Source organism: Streptosporangium sp. NPDC049644 (genome assembly GCF_040675205.1).
In the GTDB taxonomy this organism is placed as follows: Bacteria; Actinomycetota; Actinomycetes; order Streptosporangiales; family Streptosporangiaceae; genus Streptosporangium; species Streptosporangium fukuiense.
This window is the reverse complement of sequence record NZ_JBFAOJ010000283.1, coordinates 1-1,079: the sequence shown is the minus strand read 5'-3', so window position 1 is coordinate 1,079 and position 1,079 is coordinate 1. Positions and strand designations below refer to the sequence as shown.

The following is a 1,079-nucleotide window of genomic DNA, read 5'->3' as shown; positions in this document are numbered from 1 at the left end:
CGGAGGACTGTCCGCCGAGCGAAGAGCGTTCCGCGAACGACTGCGGCTTCAGGCGTCCGAGAGATTCGCCCGCAACGAATCCAGCACGGCCATCGCCCGGGACCTGCGAATCACCGTCCGGTCCGTTCAGCGATGGCGCAGGAACTGGCAGGCCGGCGGGACCGGTGCGCTGCGCTCGCACGGGCCGGCCTCCCTGCCCCGGCTCGGCGAGCGGCAACTCGCCGAACTGGAACAGGAACTGGCCAAGGGGCCGACCGCGCACGGCTGGCCCGACCAGCGCTGGACCCTGGCACGCATCACGGCCGTGATCGGGCGGCGCTTCCACCTGCCCTACACCCTCCAAGGCGTGCGCAAGCTGCTGATCCGCAACGGCTACTCCTGCCAGGTACCGGCCCGGCGTGCGATCGAGCGCGATGCGGCGGCGGTGACCGGCTGGGTGAAGGAGACCTGGCCGAACGCGGAAGATACGCGGCGGCGCTCGGCGCCTGGATCGTCTTCGAAGACGAGACCGGCCTGTCGATGACGCCGTCCATCATGCGCACCTGGGCACGGCGCGGCCGCACCCCGGTCATCACCGTACGAGGCCGCTCCCGACGCCGGATCTCGATCGCGGCCCTGGCCTGCTACAAACCCGGCCACCGCTCCCGGCTGATCTACCGGCCCCGCCCGGAGGCCCGGCCCGACGGCCGCAAATCCTTCGCCTGGAGCGACTACCGGGACCTGCTGATCGCCGCACACCGCCAACTCGGCGGCCCGATCGTGCTCGTCTGGGACAACCTCAACACCCACCTGACCGCGGGGATGCGCGCTTTCACCGCCACCCAGGACTGGCTGACCGTCGTTCAGTTGCCCAGCTATGCCCCCGATCTGAACCCGGTCGAGGGCATCTGGTCACTGCTGCGGCGCGGATTCCTGTCCAACATCGCCTTCACCAGCCCAGAACACCTGATCAGCACCATCCGACAAGGACTGCGCACCATCCAGTACCGCAGCGACCTCATTGATGGCTGCCTCGCGGGAACCGGCCTGGCCCTCACACCGGCATAGCCACTCACGACGTCACGAGTTCAACCTCAGTA

At 69.0% G+C, this 1,079-nt stretch carries 2 protein-coding genes; both read left to right on the top strand.

Features of this window, described 5'->3' with window-relative positions; genetic code table 11:
• Positions 1 to 523 (top strand): winged helix-turn-helix domain-containing protein (locus AB0J58_RS45150; protein ID WP_364228047.1); only part of this gene is annotated, 523 nt, incomplete at its 5' end.
• The gene (locus AB0J58_RS45145; protein WP_364228044.1) at positions 520 to 1,047 is read left to right on the top strand and encodes a transposase; all 528 of its coding nucleotides are present in this window, start codon (positions 520 to 522) and stop codon (positions 1,045 to 1,047) included. The genes AB0J58_RS45150 and AB0J58_RS45145, both read left to right, overlap by 4 nt.
• The last annotated feature ends 32 nt before the right edge of the window (positions 1,048 to 1,079 follow it).

What these genes read in the sequence shown, in the direction of transcription:
- AB0J58_RS45145 (WP_364228044.1), top strand. Translation starts at nt 520, where the DNA reads ATGACGCCGTCCATCATGCGCACCTGGGCACGGCGCGGCCGCACCCCG.